General features: G+C 32.2%; 13 protein-coding genes and 1 other RNA gene. 5 read left to right on the forward strand and 9 right to left on the reverse strand.

Annotated features, from left to right (window positions below):
* Nucleotides 1–213: 213 nt before the first annotated feature.
* Nucleotides 214–1,329, reverse strand: a complete 1,116-nt coding sequence (leuB, locus tag ACSVH7_RS11255) for a 3-isopropylmalate dehydrogenase (RefSeq protein ID WP_438066797.1) — start codon at nucleotides 1,327–1,329, stop codon at nucleotides 214–216.
* 27 nt (nucleotides 1,330–1,356) lie between these two features.
* Entirely contained in the window at nucleotides 1,357–2,526 is a 1,170-nt protein-coding gene (locus ACSVH7_RS11260; RefSeq protein ID WP_438066798.1) for a 2-isopropylmalate synthase, read from the reverse strand.
* A gap of 153 nt (nucleotides 2,527–2,679) precedes the next feature.
* Here ACSVH7_RS11260 and ACSVH7_RS11265 point away from each other — a divergent pair, with 153 nt between their 5' ends.
* Nucleotides 2,680–4,224, forward strand: a complete 1,545-nt coding sequence (locus tag ACSVH7_RS11265) for a hypothetical protein (protein WP_438066799.1) — start codon at nucleotides 2,680–2,682, stop codon at nucleotides 4,222–4,224.
* 35 nt (nucleotides 4,225–4,259) lie between these two features.
* Here ACSVH7_RS11265 and ACSVH7_RS11270 read toward each other — a convergent pair whose 3' ends face one another.
* The 5 genes from ACSVH7_RS11270 to ffs all read right to left on the reverse strand — a co-directional run bounded on the left by ACSVH7_RS11270 (nucleotide 4,260) and on the right by ffs (nucleotide 8,692).
* A complete protein-coding gene (locus ACSVH7_RS11270) occupies nucleotides 4,260–4,481 on the reverse strand; it encodes a hypothetical protein (RefSeq protein WP_438066800.1) in 222 nt (73 codons plus the stop codon).
* Nucleotides 4,482–4,599: 118 nt separating this feature from the next.
* Complete coding sequence (gene rpsA, locus ACSVH7_RS11275; RefSeq protein ID WP_438066801.1) at nucleotides 4,600–6,375, reverse strand: 30S ribosomal protein S1; 1,776 nt, start codon at nucleotides 6,373–6,375, stop codon at nucleotides 4,600–4,602.
* Nucleotides 6,376–6,641: 266 nt separating this feature from the next.
* Entirely contained in the window at nucleotides 6,642–7,298 is a 657-nt protein-coding gene (gene fsa / locus ACSVH7_RS11280; RefSeq protein ID WP_438060336.1) for a fructose-6-phosphate aldolase, read from the reverse strand.
* A gap of 376 nt (nucleotides 7,299–7,674) precedes the next feature.
* Nucleotides 7,675–8,478 (reverse strand): SDR family oxidoreductase, encoded by an 804-nt coding sequence (locus ACSVH7_RS11285; protein ID WP_438066802.1) that lies wholly within the window; start codon nucleotides 8,476–8,478, stop codon nucleotides 7,675–7,677.
* 116 nt (nucleotides 8,479–8,594) lie between these two features.
* Nucleotides 8,595–8,692: signal recognition particle sRNA small type (gene ffs / locus ACSVH7_RS11290), an RNA gene on the reverse strand.
* Between the two features lie 88 nt (nucleotides 8,693–8,780).
* Between ffs and ACSVH7_RS11295 the strand changes: the two genes are divergently transcribed.
* Both ACSVH7_RS11295 and hutI read left to right on the forward strand, forming a co-directional pair.
* Nucleotides 8,781–9,854, forward strand: coding sequence for a glutaminyl-peptide cyclotransferase (locus ACSVH7_RS11295; RefSeq protein ID WP_438066803.1), 1,074 nt, complete (start codon nucleotides 8,781–8,783; stop codon nucleotides 9,852–9,854).
* 90 nt (nucleotides 9,855–9,944) lie between these two features.
* The gene (gene hutI / locus ACSVH7_RS11300) at nucleotides 9,945–11,183 is read left to right on the forward strand and encodes an imidazolonepropionase (RefSeq protein WP_438066804.1); all 1,239 of its coding nucleotides are present in this window, start codon (nucleotides 9,945–9,947) and stop codon (nucleotides 11,181–11,183) included.
* Nucleotides 11,184–11,235: 52 nt separating this feature from the next.
* Here the strand turns inward: hutI and ACSVH7_RS11305 are convergent, their stop codons facing one another.
* The gene (locus tag ACSVH7_RS11305) at nucleotides 11,236–12,111 is read right to left on the reverse strand and encodes a hypothetical protein (RefSeq protein ID WP_438066805.1); all 876 of its coding nucleotides are present in this window, start codon (nucleotides 12,109–12,111) and stop codon (nucleotides 11,236–11,238) included.
* A gap of 88 nt (nucleotides 12,112–12,199) precedes the next feature.
* Here ACSVH7_RS11305 and ACSVH7_RS11310 point away from each other — a divergent pair, with 88 nt between their 5' ends.
* Together ACSVH7_RS11310 and ACSVH7_RS11315 are read left to right on the forward strand one after the other, a co-directional pair.
* A complete protein-coding gene (locus ACSVH7_RS11310) occupies nucleotides 12,200–13,240 on the forward strand; it encodes a formimidoylglutamase (RefSeq protein ID WP_438066806.1) in 1,041 nt (346 codons plus the stop codon).
* A 120-nt stretch (nucleotides 13,241–13,360) separates the two neighbouring features.
* Entirely contained in the window at nucleotides 13,361–14,611 is a 1,251-nt protein-coding gene (locus ACSVH7_RS11315; protein WP_438066807.1) for a DEAD/DEAH box helicase, read from the forward strand.
* On the opposite strand, the gene ACSVH7_RS11320 is transcribed toward ACSVH7_RS11315, so the two are convergent.
* Nucleotides 14,608–16,812, reverse strand: a complete 2,205-nt coding sequence (locus ACSVH7_RS11320; RefSeq protein WP_438066808.1) for a response regulator — start codon at nucleotides 16,810–16,812, stop codon at nucleotides 14,608–14,610. The two genes, ACSVH7_RS11315 and ACSVH7_RS11320, sit on opposite strands and share 4 nt — an antisense overlap.
* Nucleotides 16,813–16,894: the final 82 nt, after the last annotated feature.

Below are 16,894 nucleotides of genomic sequence, written 5' to 3' on the forward strand. Positions count from 1 at the left end.
CTCCCAAGTTATTTGGAAGGTTCTATTAAATATGATTTACATCAATCTATAGTATCTCCCTTGCCTACGTAATAATTACGATGACATTAATAATAGAGACAATTACGATATTTTGCTTGTTCATTGTGTTAGATTGAAATTCAAAACTAGCTAAATATTTTGAATAAAAAAAACAAACAAGAAATTGCTCTATTTTAAATGCTGTAACTTATTTTAAACAATTGTAGACCGCCCTATTTGTACAAAATCTTTTTTAAAGTACAAATCTTCAGCATCCATAATGTGATTGGCAATAAAGTCGCCTACTTCATTAGTTCCAAATCTTGAATCCACCTTTAAATCGACCGTTACTACTTGATTAATAAAGGCAGCTTCTACTGCAGCTACTATTTTTTTGGCTTCTTCGATTAATCCAAAATGCTCCAAAAGCATGGCTGCGGACAAAATAGAGGCCACTGGATTAGCGCTATTTTTATCTTTAGCTTCGGTATAGCACCCGTGAATCGGTTCAAATAGAGAAACTTTTTCTCCTATAGAGGCAGAAGCCATAAGTCCTTTTGAACCAGAAATTACACTAGCTTCATCTGATAGTATATCTCCAAATAAGTTATCGGTTAACAAAACATCAAATTGTCTTGGATTTAAAATAATTTGCATTGCAGCATTATCAACATAAAGGAAATGTAATGCTACATCTGAATATTCTTGAGCCACTTTAGAAACTACTCTTCGCCATAAACGAGATGTTTCTAAAACGTTTGCTTTGTCTACTAAAGTGACTTTCTTTTTTCTAGTTTGAGCCGCTTGAAAAGCTAAATGAGTAATTTTCTCAATTTCTGTTTCATGGTATTCGCATAAATCAGAGGCGTAGGTTGCGGCTTCATTGGTTGTTTTTTGACCAAAATACATTCCACCATTCAATTCACGATACACTATAAAATCAGTTCCTTCCAAAACTTCTTTCTTAATGGGGGAAGAATTCATCAAAATCGGATAGGCTTTGATAGGGCGAATATTAGCAAACAAACCAAGCTCTTGTCTGAGTTTTAACAAACCTTGTTCGGGTCTTATTTTAGCATTAGGATTGTTGTCATAGATAGGATCACCAATGGCACCAAACAAAATACAATCCGTATTTCTACATAAATTTAAAGTTTGATCAGGCAATGGTTTTCCTGTTTTCTCAATGGCAATGGCACCAATGTAAGCATCTTCAAAAACAAATTCATGGTTAAAAACCACACCAATTGCATGTAACGCTTTTTTAGCCTGCAAGGTTACCTCTGGTCCTATTCCATCGCCTGAGAGTACCGCTATTTTTAAATTCATAAAGTTTTGTTTTTAATATTTATAAAACTAAGCCGATTGACTATTGATTTTACAAATGGCTATGATTTGATGAATATCTGTATCTAGAACTTCTTTTTTAATATCTGCAAATTTTAAAAATTCTTGATAGACCAAATCCAATTGCACTTTTGTCAATTCATAACCTACTTTTTTAGCACGATAAGCTAAAGCTGCACGCCCACTTCTAGCAGTAAGAATGATGGAAGATTCGTTGACTCCAACATCTAAAGGATCCATAATTTCGTAAGTAGCTCTATTTTTAATGACACCATCTTGGTGAATTCCTGAGCTATGAGCAAAAGCATTCGCTCCAACTATAGCTTTGTTAGGTTGTACCATCATCCCCATACTTTCGGATACTAATCGACTCATTTCATTCAATTGGCGCGTATTGATATTCGTATCCAAGTTTAGGTAAGGATGTTGCTTGAAGATCATAACCACTTCTTCAAGTGCTGTATTACCAGCTCTTTCTCCAATACCATTAATAGTACATTCTATTTGTCTCGCACCGTTAATAGCCCCTGCAATTGAATTAGCGGTAGCCATTCCTAAATCATTGTGACAATGACAAGAAAGGGTTACCTTCTCAATCCCTTTAACATTCTCTCTCAAATATTTTATTTTTGCCCCATATTCTTCTGGTAAGCAATATCCTGTAGTATCAGGAATATTTAGAACGGTGGCTCCTGATTTGATGACTTCTTCACAGACTCGAGCCAAAAATTCATTATCTGTTCGACCAGCGTCTTCTGCATAAAACTCTACATCTTCTACATACGATTTTGCATGAGCAACAGCCGCTTTCGCTCTTTCAATAACATCTTCCCTTGTCGTATTCAATTTATGAATAACATGCGAATCTGACGTTCCAATACCCGTATGAATTCTTGGTTTCTTCGCATATTTTAAAGCTTGTGCAGCGACATCTATATCATTTTTAACAGCTCTGGTTAAGCCACAAACTGCAGCATTTTTTACAATTTTAGAAATTTCTGAAACAGATAAAAAATCACCGGGACTAGAAACCGGAAAGCCTGCTTCTATTATATCAACTCCCATTTCATCTAAACGACTGGCAATAACGAGCTTTTGTTTCGTATCTAGTTTGCATCCAGGAACTTGCTCTCCATCACGTAATGTGGTGTCAAAAATTTGAACTTTCTCTCTATTCATTTTGATTTATTTAATGTAATTTCACATCTCTAAACAAAAATAGATTTCGAAACACAAGTATAAAAACCAATATATTCAAATATACTCTTTATAAAATCAACTAATTACTTGTAATGTATTGATTTTTAATATTTTAAGATACACTATTTTACAATGGCTAACCATCAAAAAGATTTTTTATTTGTATTAATTAAGTCCCTTTCAAAGTCCGAAAAACGTCAATTTAAGATATTTGCTAGTCGTTTGGAAACGAGTTCGAATACAAAATTTATTGAACTATTCAACATTTTGGACAAATCAGAAGTGTATGATGAAAAAATGATTTTGAAAAATGGATTAATTAAAAAAGTCCAATTATCCAATTTAAAATCCTATCTCTACAAACAAATTTTGGTAAGTATTCGCTTGAATATCCCTAGTCAAAATATTCGATATCAATTAAGAGAACAAATCGATTTTGCGACAATTTTATATAATAAAGGACTTTACAAACAAAGTCTAAAAATTTTAGACAAAACCAAAGCTTTGGCATTAGAAAATGACGAAAAATACATGGCGTTTGAAATTGTTGAGTTTGAAAAATTAATAGAATCACAATACATTACACGCAGTATTCAAGGCAGAGCTGATGAACTTGTAGTTCAAGCCAAAGATTTGAATTACAGAAACACCATTTCGAGTAAATTATCGAATCTTTCCTTGCAATTATATGGAACCATGCTCAAAACTGGGTATGTTAAAAACGATGCTGAGTACAAATATATCGATGACTATTTTATCAAGCATATCTCTAAATTAGACGAAAGTAAATTTGGATTTAGAGAAAAATATTGGTTTTATAATGCCAATTTGTGGCGCAGTTTCTTAGTTCAAGATTTTTTAGCGAGTTTCAAATACTCCTTTAAGTGGGTAACCTTGTTTTATGATAATCCGAACATGATTTATTTGAATCCCGTATTTTTCTTAAAAGGAAACAATTATTTATTGGAGTCATTGTATATGCTCAAATACCAAACTAAATTCAAAAAATACTTAGGATTATTGGAAGAAACCATTAAAGATAATCGTTTTCCAATCAATGACAATATTGCTTGTTTGTCCTTTTTGTATCTATATAATAATAAAATAAATTATCATATTTTAGAAGGAAGTTTTATTGAAAGTGAGTATTTGATTCCTGAAATTTTGAATAAACTCAAAATTCATAACGATCATTTAGATGAGCATCACGAAATGTTATTCTATTATAAATTTGCTTCTATTTATTTTGGTAATGAAAAATATACCGAATGTATTTGGTATTTAGAAAAAATCATCAACAACAAAAACTTATCTATGCGAGAAGATTTGATGTGCTTTTCTAGGCTATTGTGTTTGATTGCTCATTACGAAGCAGGGAAAGATTTCTATATTGAAAATCAGATTAAAAATACGTATAAGTTTTTGATCAAAATGAATGATATGCATGAAGTACAAAAGGAAATCATACGATTTATGAAAAATTTAAACGCTATTTATCCAAGCGATATCAAAAAGGAATTTGTTAAAATGAAAGAACGCTTTGTAGAATTAGACAAAAATACTTACGAAAAAAGAGCTTTCCTATATCTTGATATCATCTCTTGGCTTGAAAGTAAAATCGAAAACAGAAAGATTAGCGAAATTATTAAAGAAAAAGCGAAGCTAAATAACCGTTAACAAAAAAGGAGATTTCAGAAATCTCCTTTTTTTTATTATAATTCTTTTCTACCTCGTAAAATATCTTCAAAACTACTACATTTCACAATTTCTTCTTCACCTTCTATCTTGATGGGAAGATAAACGAATTCGACCTCGGATAAATCTTCTTTTAAATGAAAAGCCATGTCATCCAATTTAAAAAACCATTCTTTGTCATATTGCACTTTATGAATGGAGGCATCTTGAAGCAGTAGTTTTTCTCTTAATGGTTTCATCTTGGCTTTTTTTTTCAAAAATAAGGCAATGGTCTTATTGATACAAATGAAAAATTTAAATAGACATAAAAAAACCTCACATTGCTGTGAGGTTTTCTATATTCAAAAAATCTAGAAATTATTTTTTCTCTGATTTTTCCATTTTAGCTTTCAATGCAGCTAATACATCATTGTTATCTCCTAAAGTTGCAGCTGGTGCATTAGTAGAAGCAGATGAAGTATTTTCAGTGGCAGCTTTCACATTTTTCTCTTCTTCTTCACGGAAGATAGCTGTGTGAGAAGCCACTACTCTTTTGAATTCTTTGTTGAATTCAATTACTTTGAAATCTGCAGATTCGCCTTTTTTCAATTTCTTTCCGTCTTCTTTTTCAAGGTGACGCGTAGGAATGAAAGCAACGATATCATCTCCAAATTCTACAGTAGCTCCTTTGTCAACGATTTCAGAAATTTCACCATTGTGGATAGTTCCTACAGCGAATGAATCTTCGTATTGATCCCAAGGATTAGCAGTAGTTTGTTTGTGACCTAAAGATAATTTACGTCCATCAACATCTAATTCTAATACAACTACGTCTAATTTTTCACCAACATTTACAAATTCAGATGGGTGTTTGATTTTCTTAGTCCAAGAAAGGTCAGAAATGTAGATTAATCCATCAATTCCTTCTTCTAATTCTACGAAAATACCAAAGTTTGTAAAGTTTCTAACGATACCTGAATGTTTAGAACCTACTGGGTATTTAGAAGTAATATCAGTCCAAGGATCTTGAGACAATTGTTTGATACCCAATGACATTTTACGGTCATCTCTATCCAAAGTTAAGATAACTCCTTCAACGATATCACCTACTTTTACGAAATCTTGAGCAGAACGTAAGTGAGTAGACCATGACATTTCAGAAACGTGGATCAACCCTTCAACACCTTCAGCTACTTCAATGAAAGCACCATAGTCAGCGATAACTACAACTTTACCTTTCACTTTGTCACCAACAGTTAAGTTAGCATCTAAAGCATCCCATGGGTGAGCGTTTAATTGTTTCAATCCTAATTGAATTCTTGTTTTCTCATCATCGAAATCAAGGATTACAACGTTTAATTTTTGGTCTAATTCTAGCACTTCACTTGGGTGGTTGATTCTACTCCAAGAAAGGTCAGTAATGTGAATTAATCCGTCAACACCACCTAAGTCAATAAACACACCATAAGAAGTAATGTTTTTAACAACACCTTCTAATACTTGTCCTTTTTGTAATTGACCGATGATTTCTTTTTTCTGTACTTCAATATCTGCTTCGATAAGCGCTTTGTGAGATACTACAACGTTTTTGAATTCGTGGTTAATTTTTACCACTTTGAATTCCATCATTTTGTTTACATATACATCGTAGTCTCTAATTGGCTTAACGTCAATTTGAGATCCTGGTAAGAAAGCTTCAATTCCGAAAACGTCAACGATCATACCACCTTTAGTTCTGCATTTTACAAAACCATTAACGATTTCACCTGTTTCGTTAGCAGAAATAACTCTATCCCAAGATTTGATAGTACGTGCTTTTCTGTGAGATAATACCAATTGACCAGTTTTGTCCTCACGGATATCAATTAATACTTCTACTTTGTCACCTACTTTTAAAGCTGGGTTGTAACGGAATTCGTTTAATGAAATAACACCTTCCGATTTTGCGTTGATATCAACGATAACGTCTCTATCTGTGATTCTTACAACTACTCCTTCTACAACTTCTTCTTGATCTGTAGCGATAAAAGTTTTTGATACTAGTTCTTCGAATTCCAATAAGTTTTTCTCATCTACTGCATCGATACCTTCTTCGAAGTTATGCCAGTTAAAATTTGCTAAAAACTCTTCTTGTGATTTTAATTGTTCAGACATGCTGATAAAAAATTTGTATTCTGTTTTCCTTGAGTTTCTTAAAGCGAGAGAAAAAACAGAAGTTGTTTTACATAAATAGTTGATACCTAAAGGAAACTCTTATTCACCAAAAGGTGTGCAAAAGTACACTATTTATTCAAGATGACAAATTTTTAAAAACAGTAAATTCATATTTCAATTAACTTTCAAAAAAAATCCCTCAATAATCGAAATTATCAAGGGATTCAAGCGTTTTAAAACTTAAAAAACTTTGCTAAACGCAAAAGTTATTTGTTTCCTTTTTCAAAATCAGCTACAAATTGAGCCAATCCAATATCCGTTAATGGGTGTTTCAATAAACCGTAAATCGCCGAAAGTGGTCCTGTCATTACATCTGCCCCAATTTTTGCGCAATTCACGATATGCATCGTATGACGAACTGAAGCAGCTAAAATTTGAGTTTCGTACCCGTAGTTATCATATACCAATCTGATTTCTTCAATCAAATTCAAACCATCTGTAGAAACATCATCTAAACGACCTACAAATGGAGAAACATAAGTAGCTCCTGCTTTAGCTGCCAAAATCGCTTGTCCTACTGAAAACACTAACGTTACATTAGTTTTAATTCCTTTATCAGAAAAATACTTTGCAGCCATAACTCCTTCTTTAGTCATTGGTAATTTTACTACAATTTGCTCATGCAAATCGGCTAATTCTTCTCCTTCTTTGATCATTCCGTCATAATCCAAAGCATTCACTTCAGCACTTACATCACCTTCTACTAAGTTGCAGATATCCACATAATGCTTCAAAATGTTATTTTTTCCCGTGATTCCTTCTTTAGCCATTAAAGATGGATTCGTCGTTACTCCATCTAAAACACCTAATGCTTGTGCTTCTTTAATTTGTGCTAAGTTAGCGGTGTCAATAAAAAATTTCATATCCTATTTATATTTAATTGTGTTCTTTTTGGGGCGTGACCACATTTACAAAAGGCGCTTCAAGGCTACCGGTTATGGGCGCCTTTTGTAAATGCGGTCGGGCTATACGCACTACTTCGGTAGTTTGCTTCTATCCCTCACGCAATTTTTTGCAAAACTACAATTTATAATTATGTAACAGAATTGTTTTTATTTAATTCTTTTAACTCATCTCTAATTTTCTCAAGAACATTTCGTAGGTCTTCCTAATAAAATTCTGAAATCTTAATTTGACCATTCAAACCAATTAACAAATTGCGAATAAAGCACCTAACAACCAATTTTATATGTGCCAAAAGTACAACTGACAAAAAAATCAATACTCTTTTTCTAATTATTATATTTTATAATGATTCATTAGCATTTTTTCATACACTTTATCCGGTAAAATCCTTTTCAAAACAATTGAAAACTTTTGCATAAAAACCCCAACTTTATAATGAATTTTTGGATTTGGATTTTGAATAATTTGGTACACTTCTTCGGCCATTTCATTTGGATTACTGCCGCTATCCACGTGTTCATTCATCGCTTGAAGTGTTCGTTTGTAAACTACCTCATAATCTGAGCCTTGAATAACAGGAGCATGATATCTTCCTGCGGCTATATTGGTTGCAAAATCACCTGGAGCAACATTGGTTATGGTTATCCCAAAACTCTTTACTTCCATTCTCAAAGCTTCAGTAATAAGTTCTAAAGCTCCTTTTGAAGCCGAATATACACTTCGATAAGGTAATCCCATATAACCCGCAATAGAAGTTATATTAATGATCAAACCCGATTTTTGAGCACGCATTTGAGGCAAAGCTGCTTTCATTACTTGGATTGGTCCAAATAAGTTGGTTTCAAAATTATTTTTGATTTCTTCTGTTGGAATTTCTTCAAGTGGCCCAGTTATTCCTACGCCCGCATTGTTAATAACCACATCTAGCCTACCTGTTATAGTAATGATTTCGGTAATCGCAGTCTTAATAGAGGTAGTGTCTCTAACATCTAAAGCAAGTAATGGAAAAATCGAATTAGTGATTCTCTCTGGATTTCTGCTGGTGCCATACACTACAAAACCTTTATGATGCAAAAATTCTCCAATCGATTTACCAATCCCTGAAGAACCTCCTGTTATTAAAACTACTCTATTCATAACTAAACTATTGTTTTAAAATTTTGAATCAAATCTACCGTATTTATGCTTTAGATTCGTCCTAAAATAAAAAAATCCTCCCGAGGGAAGATACTGTTTTTTAAATTTTATAAAAAAAAAGGCAAGCGACCTACATCGCACCGCTCAACCGCTTACCCTTGCTGCGTTCCCACCCTGGGGGAGTCTGCAGGAGCTGGTCGTGTAGGACTTGCCGGTGCAAATATACAACCTTTTTATATTTTTGCAAGAGCTTTGGCGCTTAAAATTATCGTTGTATATTAGCTTAAGCTAAATTTTTAATCATGAAAAAACTCAACTTCCTAGCGTTCATTTTATTAGGAATTATTTTAACTAACTGTGGAGATACTAAAAAAGGTAAAAATTCTCTTTTTACCATTGATAATTCTTCTTTTAAACCCTTTTACACATCAAATGATGTTCTAAAAATCGGAATCTTGAATCCAAAAGCAAAAACGATAGACAGTATCGTTTACTATATTAACGAGGTTAAAATTTCAAGCATCAAAGGAAATACAACTTTCGACTTTTCTTTCAAAGAACAAAAACTAGGATATCAAAACATAAAAGCATTGGTTTATTTTGAAGGTGAAAATTCAGAAGCAACTGCTAGAGTGGAATTAGTTTCTAACATTCAACCTAAATTATTGAAATACACCATTATCAATACTTATCCGCATGACACAACAGCTTACACTCAAGGACTTGAATTCTATAGAGACACTCTTTTTGAAGGAACAGGAAACGGGTCTGGACCAAGTGGAAAAAGAGGAATCTCTAGTTTGAGGAAAACGGATTATAGAACAGGAAAAGTATATACAAAAATTGAATTTCCTGAGCATATTTTTGGAGAAGGGATAACCATTCTTAATAACAAAATTTACCAGCTTACCTATAAAAATAACGAAGCCTACATTTATAATACAGATACTTTTAAGAAGGAAAAAACATTTTCTTATTTTAAAGACATGGAGGGTTGGGGGTTAACTTCGGATGGAACAAATTTATACATGACGGATGGTACTGAAAATATTCATATGGTAAATCCAAACTCTTTTCAATCTATTGGAAGTATTTTTGTCTATTCTTTAAACACAAAAATTAAAGCTGTTAATGAATTAGAGTGGGTAAATGGGAAAATTTATGGAAATGTGTATCAAAAAGATGCGATTGCAGTGATTAATCCTAAAAACGGAGCTGTTGAAGCAATTTTAAATTTAGTCGATTTAAAAAATAAAATTACACCACAAATAGACACTGATGTTTTAAACGGTATAGCTTATAATCCCAAAACGAAAACTTTTTTTGTAACTGGAAAAAACTGGGATAAAATGTTCGAGATTAAAGTTTCAGAATAAAAAAATATAAAAATGATCATCAAATTTCACAGTTGTTATGAAGCCATTCATTTCTATTTGTGAAATTTGTTTTTGACACACTTCCCTAAAATGACTACATTACTTATCAATATAAAAGAACTTTTGCAAGTCCGAAATAATGACATTGTAAAAGTTTCTGGCGCTGCAATGGCGATTTTACCCAGTATTAAAAATGCATTTTTAGTGATTAAAGATGACTTAATTTCTGATTTTGGCACTATGGATGATTTACCAGTCATTACAGCTGATACCACTATTGATGCTAACGGAAAAATTGTACTCCCAACTTGGTGTGATAGTCATACACATATTGTTTATGCTGGAAACCGTGAGCAAGAATTTGTGGACCGAATTAATGGATTGACTTATGAAGAAATAGCAAATCGTGGTGGAGGTATTTTAAATTCTGCTCAAAAGTTAAACGAAACTAGCGAAGAAGATTTATATCTACAATCCGCTTCTCGACTAAAAGAAGTGATGCAATTAGGAACAGGAGCTATTGAAATAAAATCAGGATACGGATTGACTGTAGAAGGAGAATTAAAAATGCTGCGCGTAATCAAGAAATTAGCACAAAATTTTCCCATTGCGATTCAATCAACTTTTTTAGGAGCCCATGCCTTCCCTACTTTATACCAAGAAAAAAAACAAGCCTACATTGATCTCATTATTAATGAAATGCTCCCAAAAATTGCGAAAGAAAATTTAGCTGATTTTATTGATGTTTTTTGTGAAAGTGGTTACTTTACAGTAGCCCAAACCGAAGAAATAATTAAGGCAGGTGCACACTACGGACTGAGGTCTAAAATACATGTGAACCAATTTAACTCTATTGGTGGTATTCAAATTGGAGTTCAAAATAATGCGCTTTCGGTAGATCATCTAGAAGTAATGACTCACGAAGATATTTTAGCTTTAAAAGATGCTGTCACAATGCCTGTTGCACTGCCCTCTTGTTCTTATTTTTTGAGTATCCCATACACCCCTGCTCGCGCTATGATGGCTGAAGGACTTCCACTAGCTTTAGCAACAGACTACAACCCTGGCTCTACACCTTCAGGCAATATGAATTTTGTAGTGGCAACTGCCTGTATCAAAATGAAAATGACACCCGAGGAAGCTATCAATGCAGCTACAATAAATGGCGCTTATGCTATGGGAATTGCAAAAACTCACGGAAGCATTACAATAGGAAAAAAAGCTAATTTAATTGTTACCAAAGAAATTTCTTCTTTTTATCAACTTCCTTATGCTTTTGGTAGTAACTTAATAGATTTTGTTTTAATTGAGGGAAAAGTATATGAATAAAAAAAGAGGAAACTTAATTTCCTCTTTTTAATAATAGACTACCGATTTTTGATTATTTCAAAGTAAAACTTGTTTTAGAAACTAATTCTGATTTATCAAAAATATTGATGAAATAAGTTCCTTTCTCGAATTTTTTTCCAGGAAGATCTTCTGAAACATCCACAGTTTTATTTTGATATGTTACTGTTGTAGCAAAGCTGTAAGTCAAACTTTTTTCACCAAAGGTTTCCGTTTGTTTTTCACCTAGTACATTGTTTTTGCTATCAATAACTTGTACATAATAAGTTTTGTCACCTGATTTTGCAATTTGATTTTCTGCAATCGTAAAACTAATTTTTAAAATATCAGCTCTACTAGCTTTTTCTGTTTCAATTTGTTTTCCAGAACTTCTTAATTTGTAAGCAGCTGTTTTTGTATTTAAAACAGTAAGTTTAGATCCTTTTTCAACAGTTTTAGATAAATCTTCATTTTGACCTACTAATACTTCGTTGAATTTTTTAGACTCTCCTAATACCACTACTGTACTATCTCTTTGTGCAGTAACTTTCTCATTAGCTAATTTTAGTCCCTCATTTTCAGTCATCAATGCTTTCATTTTATTTTGCAAAGCTGATAACTGAGTTTTGTATTTAGAAACATCTCCTTTTGATTGATTCAATTCATCCATTAAAGCTACAATTTTGTCTCTTTCTTGAATTAATTCTTCAGACATTGAAGTGTTTTCCGCAATAGCTGCATCATAAGTAGTCTTCAAGGTTTGAAGATCTTTCATTACAGATTCTTTTTCACTTAAAGTTGTAGTTAGTTCGGTTTTTACTACCTCTTTATCAGAAGATAATTTAAATATATACACCAAACTTCCTACCAATAATACGGCTAATACAGCTATGATAGCTTTTAAACTTGAATTGTTTTGTTCTTTTTCCATGTAGATTAATTTTTTTAGCAAATTTAAGTAATTCTTTTAAGGGTATAACGACTGTTAACATATTTATAGTATTTTTGAAATAAAAAAAATGGAAAAATTAATCCAATTCACCTCAAGTGATCTGGCTAAAATTACCAATCATAGAAGCGGAGAAATCAAGTTTGGCGAAAAAATGATCACGGTACCAAAAGACACTGATCTAGAGTCTTTTATTGTGAGTTCAGATGCTAGATATGTCCTTTTTGGAATTCCTGAAGATATTGGTATTCGTGCAAATTATGGAAGACCGGGCGCAGCCTCTGCTTGGGATTGTGCCATAAAAGGAATTGCAAATATTCAACACAATCGTTTTTGTAAAGGTAGTCAACTTCTGATTTTGGGAAAAATTGATGTAAGAGATGAAATGAATGAAGTTAAAAGCTTAGATTTTAATAACGCTGACGACCGTTCCAAATTAAGTCAATTGGTAAAAAAAATTGACAAAGAAGTTTCTTATATTGTTTGCAAAATCATTCAAGCCGGTAAAATTCCAATCATTATTGGCGGAGGACATAATAATGCCTACGGCAATATTAAAGGTACTGCATTGGCTAAAGGAAAAGCGATAAATGCCATTAATTTTGATGCACATTCAGATTTTAGAATTTTAGAAGGAAGACATAGCGGTAATGGTTTTTCTTATGCATTTGAAGAAGGGTTTTTGAAAAAATACTTCATTTTTGGATTACATGAAAATTATACTTCTAAAAGTGTTCTAGATATTATTAAAAAATTAGAAGATCGAGTTCGATATAATACCTATGATAGTATCAATGTACGTAAAGAAAAGAAATTCAGTCACGAAATGATTGAAGCACTTGAATTTATAAAAAATGATTCTTTTGGTATTGAAATTGATTTAGACGCTATTCCGAATATTCCTAGTAGCGCCATGACATTAAGTGGTTTTTCAATAGAAGAATTACGCATGTTTATTTCTTTTTTTGCTAATCAAAAAAACGCAACTTATCTTCATATTTGCGAAGGTGCTCCTGATTTAGATCACACTCAAAATAATCACTTGATTGGAAAATTAATTGGTTACTTGGTCACTGATTTTATAAAAGCACATAACCAAAACTTTCTTTAAATCACTTTTAATCCGTTAAAATTGTATTTAGATTCCTAGTTAAAATTTAGCTTATAAATAATAACACTATCTTTGCAGCCCTATTCTTTGAGAATTTTAAAGAATATTAAAACAAAAACTATGTTATTCGAAGATTTATCCCTTTCCAAAAGTATACAAAAAGCAGTTATCGAGCAGGGTTACACTAGTCCTACTCCTATTCAGCAACAATCTATTCCTCTTATTTTATCCGGAAAAGATCTCGTTGGATGTGCACAAACAGGAACCGGAAAGACAGCCGCTTTTGCGATTCCTATTATTCACCAATTACATCGAATTGTAGGTTCATCAAAGAAAAAAAAGGAAATAAGAGCTTTGATCATCACCCCTACAAGAGAATTAGCTGTTCAAATTGGTCAAAATTTTGATGCTTATGCTCAATATACCAATTTAACACAACTAACCATTTTTGGTGGGGTATCTCAAAATCCTCAAGTAGATATTTTAAGACAAGGCGTGGATATATTAATTGCTACCCCTGGCAGATTATTAGATCTTCATAAACAGGGTTTTATTAGTTTTGATCATCTTCATACTTTGGTTTTAGACGAAGCAGATCAAATGTTGGATATGGGATTCGTAAATGATGTCAAAAAAATTGTAAAACTTACTCCAAAAAACAGGCAAACACTATTGTTTTCAGCCACAATGCCTTTGGCTATTAGAGAATTGGCTGAAATGTTCTTAAATAATCCTGAAACTGTTACGGTATCTCCAGTTTCTTCAACTGCTGAAAAGGTTGAACAACATTTGTATTTTGTTGAAAAAGCAGAAAAACGCAATCTTTTGTATCATTTAATACAAGATAAAAATCTTACAGATGTGCTGGTTTTTTCAAGGACAAAACATGGTGCCGATAATGTGGTAAAAGCATTAAAAAAGAGAGGTATCGCTGCGGAAGCAATACATGGTGATAAATCTCAAAATGCAAGACAACGCGTTTTAGATGCATTTAAAAATAAGGAAATTGGTGTACTAGTGGCTACAGATATTGCAGCTAGAGGTATTGATATTGATCAGCTTCCCTTCGTTGTAAATTTTGATCTTCCTAACATCCCTGAAACGTATGTGCACCGAATCGGAAGAACTGGCAGGGCTGGAAATGGCGGACTTGCTATTTCATTTTGTGGCAAAGACGAACACCCGTATTGGAAAGATATTCAGAAATTAATAAAAGTAGACGTTAAAACCATTTCAGATCATCCTTACCCTTGGCAATCGGGGAATCCTGAAGCTACAAATGAAAAACCAAAGAATTCAAATAGAAGTGGCGGGGCTCATAAATCAAGAAAATCGGTAAATTCAAAACAAAACAAAAAGCGTTGGTATTAACTAACGCTTTGCGAATTTGAAACTAAGGAATGTATTACTTTGAATAGTTTTGACTGATCAAATGGCTTAATAATGATATCATCAAGTCCAGCAGCAAGGGCCTCTTCTGCTATTTCTTCTTTATCAAAAGCAGTTAAGGCAACTATGGGTGTTTCAATTTGTTGACTTCTAATTAATCGGGTGGTTTCAAATCCATTCATCAAAGGCATGTTGATGTCCATTAATATGATGTCGAAGGTTTCTTTTTCGAGTACCGAAAGCGCTTGAAATCCATCCTCTACCACGTGGCACTTAAAGTGATTTTTTTCCATCAATTTTCGAGTAACCATTTGGTTGATTTTATTATCTTCAACTATCAACACTTTAAAAATATGACTTGTACTTAAGTCAACATTTATATTATTGATGATTGCATTGGTTTTTTGAAGATCACTTTCAAAAGGAATAGTAAATGTAAAAGTGGTGCCTTGTCCAATTACACTTTCTAAATGCACCTCGCTATTGAATAATTCTAATAATCTTTTTACTATTGACAAGCCTAAACCCGTACCTTGATAATCCGTATCATTTCGGCCCACTTGTACAAATTTGTCAAATATCTTTAATTGATCTTTTACATCGATTCCAACACCGGTATCTGAGATTTTAAATTGAATATAACAAATATTACCTTCTTTTTTCTCTACAACTGCACTTATTTTTACATTACCGTTCTTTGTAAATTTTAGTGCATTACTAACGATATTCATGATAATTTGAGAAAATCTTAATTTGTCTCCAATAACATATTCTGGAAGATTAGAATGTATATCTATCTCTACTCTATTTCTATTGTTTTGGGCTAAAAAAGACAAAGATTGAATGATTAACTCTATTTCATCGGAAATATTAAAAGTCATATGTTCTAAAACAATTCGATTTTCTTCAATTTTATTGATTTGTAAAATGTCATTAATTAGAGAAAGTAAATAACGTGCCGAAAATTTTAAAGAAGTCAGGTGCGGGCTTTTGGCTAAATACTTATATTCATCTACCAGCATATTGGTGATACCGATAACGCCATACAAAGGTGTTCTTAATTCATGGCTAATTGTAGATACAAATTGTGATTTCATTTGAGAAGCCACCTCTGCTTTTTCTTTCGCAATTAGTAAATCATTATTCGCAATAGTTAATTCTGTATTTATTTTTCTTTTGTAACTGTTGTTTCTCACTAAAGTATAAATGAGGATCAATAAAATACAAAACACAATGATAAAAAGCACCACTATAATCTTCGACTTGATCAAATTTTGTTTTTGAGCTTCTTTAATTAATTCAAACTTGGTTAATTCTCTCTTGTATTCATCTAATTCAACGTTTAATCCTGCTACCGAAGCCTTTATTATTTTGTTTTCTTCATAAATAGAATTGATTAAATCATCATATTTTTTTAGATGGATATAAGCTTCCTTATAATGACCATACTTAAATAGTAATTTTGAATATTCATTATGAGCATCGGAAACATCGTCTAAATCATTATGAATATAGCCATGTTTAATCGATTTTTGCAAATGCTCTGACGCTTTTTTGAAGTTTCCTAGATGATTAAAGTACATACCATTGATCATTTCGAATACGGTACAAATAGATTCATTTCCATTTTCTACAAAATTAGCATTGGCATATTTCAGAAAGGGTAATCCGTGTTCAAAATCAGAATTTTCAAAATAGGCCCACGCCATATTGATGCTTACAAACAATTGGTAATTCTTATTATTTATTTTTTTACAGTAAAAAATAGCTTTTTTAAAGAATGGAATGCCTTTATTGTAGTTCTTTTTACTAAAACAATATACATTTCCTAGATTGTTGAAGGCTTTAAATTGAAGTGTATCATTAGCCACTATTTTGGCGTAATGTAATGATTTATTAAAATATTCAATGGCTTTATCAAATTCAGAAAATTCATTGTAATTGCAGCCAATTAGATTATAACTTGCAGCTACTAACTCATTATTTTTGGTTTGTAGTGCTTTTTTCAAAACTTCTCTAGCTAACAGCAATGACTTTTCAAAATTGTTATCTCGAAAATAAGAATTAGCTTCTTTGGATTGATTTATTAGTGCCTTTTGTGCAGCTGCTTTATTGCTAGCTATCAGATTACAAAGACTAAATATCACGAGAAAAAAAGCTAAAACAATTCGATTTCGAAGCATCTTTTAATAAATAATTTGGATTAATATGTTGGGAACAATGGTCTAAAATAAGACTATTTTATGAAAAAATTAACTAGTTTGT

The sequence above is a fragment of the Flavobacterium sp. TSSA_36 genome, from assembly GCF_051547165.1.
GTDB lineage: Bacteria > Bacteroidota > Bacteroidia > Flavobacteriales > Flavobacteriaceae > Flavobacterium.

Bases quoted from the DNA above. Each gene is read 5' to 3' on its own strand.
- leuB (WP_438066797.1), bottom strand. From the start codon at position 1,329: ATGAATTTAAAAATAGCGGTACTCTCAGGCGATGGAATAGGACCAGAG.
- ACSVH7_RS11260 (WP_438066798.1), bottom strand. From the start codon at position 2,526: ATGAATAGAGAGAAAGTTCAAATTTTTGACACCACATTACGTGATGGA.
- ACSVH7_RS11265 (WP_438066799.1), top strand. From the start codon at position 2,680: ATGGCTAACCATCAAAAAGATTTTTTATTTGTATTAATTAAGTCCCTT.
- ACSVH7_RS11270 (WP_438066800.1), bottom strand. From the start codon at position 4,481: ATGAAACCATTAAGAGAAAAACTACTGCTTCAAGATGCCTCCATTCAT.
- rpsA (WP_438066801.1), bottom strand. From the start codon at position 6,375: ATGTCTGAACAATTAAAATCACAAGAAGAGTTTTTAGCAAATTTTAAC.
- fsa (WP_438060336.1), bottom strand. From the start codon at position 7,298: ATGAAATTTTTTATTGACACCGCTAACTTAGCACAAATTAAAGAAGCA.
- ACSVH7_RS11285 (WP_438066802.1), bottom strand. From the start codon at position 8,478: ATGAATAGAGTAGTTTTAATAACAGGAGGTTCTTCAGGGATTGGTAAA.
- ACSVH7_RS11295 (WP_438066803.1), top strand. From the start codon at position 8,781: ATGAAAAAACTCAACTTCCTAGCGTTCATTTTATTAGGAATTATTTTA.
- hutI (WP_438066804.1), top strand. From the start codon at position 9,945: ATGACTACATTACTTATCAATATAAAAGAACTTTTGCAAGTCCGAAAT.
- ACSVH7_RS11305 (WP_438066805.1), bottom strand. From the start codon at position 12,111: ATGGAAAAAGAACAAAACAATTCAAGTTTAAAAGCTATCATAGCTGTA.
- ACSVH7_RS11310 (WP_438066806.1), top strand. From the start codon at position 12,200: ATGGAAAAATTAATCCAATTCACCTCAAGTGATCTGGCTAAAATTACC.
- ACSVH7_RS11315 (WP_438066807.1), top strand. From the start codon at position 13,361: ATGTTATTCGAAGATTTATCCCTTTCCAAAAGTATACAAAAAGCAGTT.
- ACSVH7_RS11320 (WP_438066808.1), bottom strand. From the start codon at position 16,812: ATGCTTCGAAATCGAATTGTTTTAGCTTTTTTTCTCGTGATATTTAGT.